This is a genomic window from Streptosporangium sp. NPDC003464, assembly GCF_053588315.1.
Window position 1 is genome coordinate 1 of sequence record NZ_JBSFPS010000425.1, and the last position, 5316, is coordinate 5316.

General features: G+C 73.9%; 4 protein-coding genes. 1 reads left to right on the plus strand and 3 read right to left on the minus strand.

What is annotated here, in order from left to right:
* Positions 1-2: 2 nt before the first annotated feature.
* From ACWDS7_RS46215 to ACWDS7_RS46225, 3 genes are read right to left on the minus strand one after another with little or no spacing between them, the layout of a single operon-like run.
* Positions 3-1193, minus strand: coding sequence for a UDP-N-acetylmuramoyl-tripeptide--D-alanyl-D-alanine ligase (locus ACWDS7_RS46215; protein WP_451934471.1), 1191 nt, complete (start codon positions 1191-1193; stop codon positions 3-5).
* 12 nt (positions 1194-1205) lie between these two features.
* On the minus strand, positions 1206-2750 hold the full coding sequence (locus tag ACWDS7_RS46220; RefSeq protein WP_451934474.1) for a UDP-N-acetylmuramoyl-L-alanyl-D-glutamate--2,6-diaminopimelate ligase: 1545 nt from the start codon (positions 2748-2750) through the stop codon (positions 1206-1208).
* A 40-nt stretch (positions 2751-2790) separates the two neighbouring features.
* Positions 2791-4533, minus strand: coding sequence for a peptidoglycan D,D-transpeptidase FtsI family protein (locus ACWDS7_RS46225; RefSeq protein WP_451934472.1), 1743 nt, complete (start codon positions 4531-4533; stop codon positions 2791-2793).
* Between ACWDS7_RS46225 and ACWDS7_RS46230 the strand changes: the two genes are divergently transcribed.
* Positions 4496-5011: a hypothetical protein gene (locus tag ACWDS7_RS46230; RefSeq protein WP_451934473.1), complete on the plus strand. Its 516-nt coding sequence runs from the start codon at positions 4496-4498 to the stop codon at positions 5009-5011. The genes ACWDS7_RS46225 and ACWDS7_RS46230 overlap by 38 nt on opposite strands.
* Positions 5012-5316: the final 305 nt, after the last annotated feature.

Consider the following 5316-nt stretch of genomic DNA (forward strand, 5'->3'; position numbering starts at 1 on the left):
GGTCATGGTCCAGGTGGATCCGGAGACGCAGGAGGTGGTGACGGTGCCGCGAGAGCGCCCTCGTTCAGGGCCACGCTCTCCTCGCCCAGCTCGCGCAGGGCGGCCACGACCGCGAAGCGGCGGCGGCCGCCCGCGAGGGCGTCGAGGGCGTCGAAGGCGGCGCGCATGGAGTCGGGGTTGGCGTTGTAGGCGTCGTTGATCACGGTGACGCCGTCCGCCCGGTCGGTGACCTCCATCCGCCAGCGGCTGCGGGGCTCGGCCTCCGACAGCTCCTCGGCGATGGTGGCGACCGGCAGCCCGAGCTCGTAGGCGGCCGCCGCGGCGGCCAGCGCGTTCTCCACCGCGTGCTCGCCGTACAGGCGGAGCATGACCGGGGCGGCCCCGGACGGGGTGCGCAGCGTGAAGGCGGCGCGGCCGCGGTCGTCGAGGGTCACGCCCTCCGCGCGCACGTCGGCGCTCTCGGCCCGGCCGTACCAGGTGACCCGGGCGCCGGTGCGCCGGGCCATCGCGGCCACCAGCGGGTCGTCGGCGTTCAGCACGGCCACGCCGTCGGCGGGCAGCGCCTCGACCAGCTCGCCCTTGGCCTTGGCGATCGCCTCCTTGCCGCCGAAGACCCCCAGGTGGGCGGTGCCGACGTTGAGGACCACGCCGATCTTCGGCGGGGCGACCCGGGCCAGGTGGCTGATGTGGCCGGCGTCCCTGGCGCTGAGCTCCAGCACCAGGTAGCGGGTGTCCTCGTCGGCCTTCAGCACCGTGAGGGGGTGGCCGATCTCGTTGTTGAACGAGCCGACCGGGGCGACCGTCGGGCCGATCCTGGCGGTGAGGCGGGCCAGCAGGTCCTTGGTGGTGGTCTTGCCCGCCGATCCGGTCACGCCGACGACCGTGGCCGACGGCAGGTCGGCGCAGACCGCGGTGGCCAGGTCGGCCAGGGCGGTCACGGCGTCGCCGACGACGACCGCGGGGACGTCGACGGGCCGGGAGGCCAGCACGGCGACGGCCCCGGCCTCCACGGCCTGGGCGGCGAAGTCGTGCCCGTCGACCCGGTCGCCCTTGATGGCGACGAACAACGACCCCGGCTCGACGGCGCGGGAGTCGATGACGACCGGACCGCGCACGACCGCACGGGGATCGGCCATGCCCGTGAGGGCACCCGAGGTGATCTCGGCGATCCTTGCCAGCGGCAACGGGATCATGATGCGTCTTACCTACTCTCCATATGTGCTTCGGCGCCCGGTCCGGTTCCGCCTTCTGACGATCGCGTCGGCCACCACTTGCCTGTCGTCGAACGGGAGCACCTCGTCCCCGACATACTGGCCCTGCTCATGGCCCTTGCCCGCGACGACGACGACGTCGCCGAAGCCCGCCCGGCTGATCGCCAGGTCGATGGCCGCGGCCCGGTCCGGCTCAATGATCACATGGGCGCGCTCGTCCTGAGACACGCCGAGGACTCCATTCATCATCTCGGCGAGGATCCGCAGCGGGTCCTCCGAGCGGGGATTGTCGCTGGTGAGAATGGCCACATCCGCCAACCGGGCGGCGGCCTCCCCCATCATGGGGCGCTTGCCGCGGTCGCGGTCGCCGCCGCAGCCCAGCACCACGGTCAGCCGGCCGGTCGTGACCTGGCGCAGCGAGCGCAGCACCGACTCCACCGCTCCGGGCTTGTGCGAGTAGTCGACGATGGCCTGGAAGTCCTCGCCGCCGGGCACCCGCTCCATCCGGCCGGGCACCCCGGCCAGCGTGCCGACGCCCGTCACCGCGGCCCGCAGCGGCACCCCGGCCTCCACGAGGGAGACGATCGCGCCCAGCGCGTTGGCGACGTTGAACGGACCGGGCAGGGCCACCGTCACGTCCTCCTCGACGCCGCCGGGGCCGACCACGCGGAAGGAGCTGCCCTCGCTGCCCAGACGCACGTCCACGGCCCGCCAGTCGGCCTCGGGGGCGCCCTCGGCGGAGAAGGTGGTGATCGGGATCTTGCTCATCGCGGCGAGCTCGCGCCCGTGGGCGTCGTCGATGTTGACGACGCCGGCGCGGCTCATCTCGGGGGTGAACAGCCGGGCCTTCGTCGCGAAGTAGTCGTCGAGGTCCTTGTGGAAGTCCAGGTGGTCCTGGGAGAGGTTGGTGAACAGCGCGACGTCGTAGAACACCGCGTCGACGCGGCCCAGCGCCAGCGCGTGGCTGGAGACCTCCATCGCGGCGGCCGTGACGCCGTGCTCGCGCATGAGGGCGAACAGGCCCTGCAGGTCGCTGGCCTCCGGCGTGGTCAGCTTGGGCACGAAGCGCAGCTCGCCGGCGCGGATCTCCACGCCGCCGATCAGCCCCGCCTTGTGGCCGGCGGCCCGCAGCCCGGCCTCCAGCAGGAAGCTGGTGGTGGACTTGCCGCTGGTGCCGGTGACACCGATCACCATCACGTCCGCCGCGGGCCTGCCGTACACCCAGGCGGAGACCTCGCCGAGCACGCCGCGCGGGTCCGGCACGACGAGGACCGGCAGGCCGGTCGCCACCGCCGAGGCCCGGCCCGCCTCGTCGGTCAGGATGGCGGCGGCTCCGGCTGCCAGGGCCTGGGCGGAGAAGTCGGCGCCGTGGGACAGGGCCCCGGGCAGCGCGACGTAGAGATCTCCGCGCCGGACCTGGCGCGAGTCGATGGTGATGCCGGACACCGCGGCCAGCGGGGCTCGCGAGGTGCCGGAGGGCGCGCCGAGCAGGCTCGCCAGCCCCGAGAGCGGACGGGGTGAACTGGTTGACGGTCGCATGGACAACGGGGGACGCACGGCGAGAGCGTACCTTCCCTCATCACTCCCCGGCGCGTATCCGCACCGAGGACGGCGTCGTTCCGGTAGGCGGGATCTTCTTGCTCTTCAACGCGAACGTCATCACTTTCTTGAAGACCGGGGCGGCTATCTCCCCACCGTAGTAGCCCTTGTGAGGGTCCTGGACGACCGCCAGGACGACCAGGCGGGGCTTGTCCGCCGGGGCGAAGCCGACGAACGTCGAGGTGTAGCCGCAGTATCCCTGGCACTTGGGGTCGTAGCGCATCGCGGTGCCGGTCTTGCCGGCCACCCGGTAGCCCTCGATGGCGGCGAGACTGCCGGTGCCCTCCTCGCTGACGGCAGCCTCCAGCATCCCGGTGACCTCCCGGGCCGTGCGCTCGCTGACCACCCGGGTCCGCTTGCCCGGCGCGGACGGCACGAACACCCCCTTCTCGGTGGTGGTGCCGGCCACGGCCTGCGGGGTGACGCGCGTGCCGCCGTTGGCGATGGTCTGGTAGACGCTGGCCGTCTGGAGCGCGGTCACCGAGACGCCCTGGCCGTAGGCGATCGTGCAGCGCTGGCTGCCCGACCACTTCTTCCAGTCCGGCAGGAGGCCGGCCTCCTCGCCGAGGAGGCCGCTGCCGGGCTTGGCGCCGAACCCGAAGCGCTGCAGCATCTCGTGGAGCCGCTGGTCGCCGACCCGCTGCGAGGCGAGGATCGTGCCGACGTTGCTGGAGGTGGCGACCACGCCGGAGAAGGTCAGCCGCTCCACGGGGTGCGGGTGGGAGTCCCGCAGCACCCGGTCGGCGCACCTGATGTTGTCGGGGACCCTGAACACCGTCTCCGGCCGCACGGCCCCCGACTCCAGGGCGGCCGCCGCGGTGATGACCTTGTTGGTGCTGCCCGGCTCGAACACGTCCGTCACCGACCGGTTGACCCAGTCCTCCGGGGCGGTCTTCTCCCAGGCCCGCAGGTCGAGCTCGGGCGCGTTGGCCATGGCGACCACCTGGCCGGTCGGCACGTCGATGACGATGACGCTGCCGGTGCGGGCACCGGTGGCCCCGACCTGGTCGGTGATCGCCTTCTGCGCGGCCCACTGGACGTCGCGGTCGATGGTGAGCCGCACGTCCCTGCCCTCCACGGGCGCCTGCAGCGTGCTGCGGGTCATCGGGATGTGCTGCCCCGCGCGGCCCGTCTCGATGACCTGCTCGCCGTCGCGGCCGGCGAGCAGCTTGTTGTAGGTGTTCTCCAGCCCGCTCAGGCCCGTGCCGTCGTCGCCAACGAAGCCCAGCAGGGTGCCCGCCAGGTCGCCGCCCGGGTAGTCACGCCGGTAGCGGGGCTTGCTGCCGACGCCGCTGAGCTTCTGCTTGGCGATCCGCTCCATGATCCGCTGGGCGACGGACGGGTCGACGGCGGCGGCCACCTGCTGGTAGCGGCTGCCGGAGTTGCCGAGCTTGGCGGCGATCTGCTCCTTCGGCTGGTTCAGCTCGGTGGCCAGGACCGTGGCCACCTGGTCGCGCTCGCGCGGGTCGACCTCCGCCGGGTCGACGAAGATCTCCCGTGCCTCCACGGTCAGCGCGAGCTCGTGCCCGTTGACGTCGGTGATCGAGCCCCGCCGCGCGGTCAGCTTCTCGTCCCGCACCCGCTGCTCGGCCGCCTCCGCCGTGTAGACCTTGGAGTCCAGGCCCTGGAGCTGGATCAGCCGGCCGGCGAAGATGGACAGCACGAAGGTCATCGCGATCAGGCCGATGTTGATCCGCCTGCCGGGGTTGCCCAGGTGCAGCACCGCCGGCGGGCGCACCGGCGGCCGGGGCGGCCTGCCGCCCGTCCCGCTCCTGCCCGCCGTACGGCCCGGATCGGCGTCCTGCCCGGCGCCGGGACGGATCCGCCCCGGCGCGGGCTGCGGCGTCTCCGGGCGCGGGGAGCTGCGCGGCCTGCGCGGCGCCTCGGGCCCCGACGGCCTGCCCGGCCTCTCCGGGCGCGCGGACCTGCCCGAGGGGCCGGATCTGCCCGTCCCCGCCGGGCTGGACGGCCTGCCGGAGCCGTCGGAGCGCGCCTTGCCCGTCCCCGCCGGTCCTCCGGATCTGCCGGAACCCTGGGCACCGGACCTGCCGGAGCCGTCCGTACGCGCCTTACCGGAGCCCTGGGCGCCGGACCTGCCGGCACCGTCGGGACGTGCCTTGCCGGGGCCCGTGGGCCTGGCCTGGCCGTCGGAGCCGGACGGCCTGCCGGAGCCGTCGGGACGCGCCTTACCGGAACCCTGAGCGCCGGACCTGCCGGAGCCTTCCGTACGCGCCTTACCGGAACCCTGGGCACCGGACCTGCCGGAGCCTTCCGCACGCGCCCCGCCGGAACCCTGAGCGCCGGATCTTCCTGAGCCGTCCGGACGCGCCCCGCCGGAACCCTGGGCACCGGACCTGCCGGAGCCTTCCGCACGCGCCTTACCGGAGCCCTGGGCACCGGACCTGCCGGCACCGTCGGGACGCGCCTTGCCGGGGCCCGCGGGCCTGGCCTGGCCGTCGGAGCCGGACGGCCTGCCGGGAGCGGCCGGCCGGCCCGGTCCGTCGGC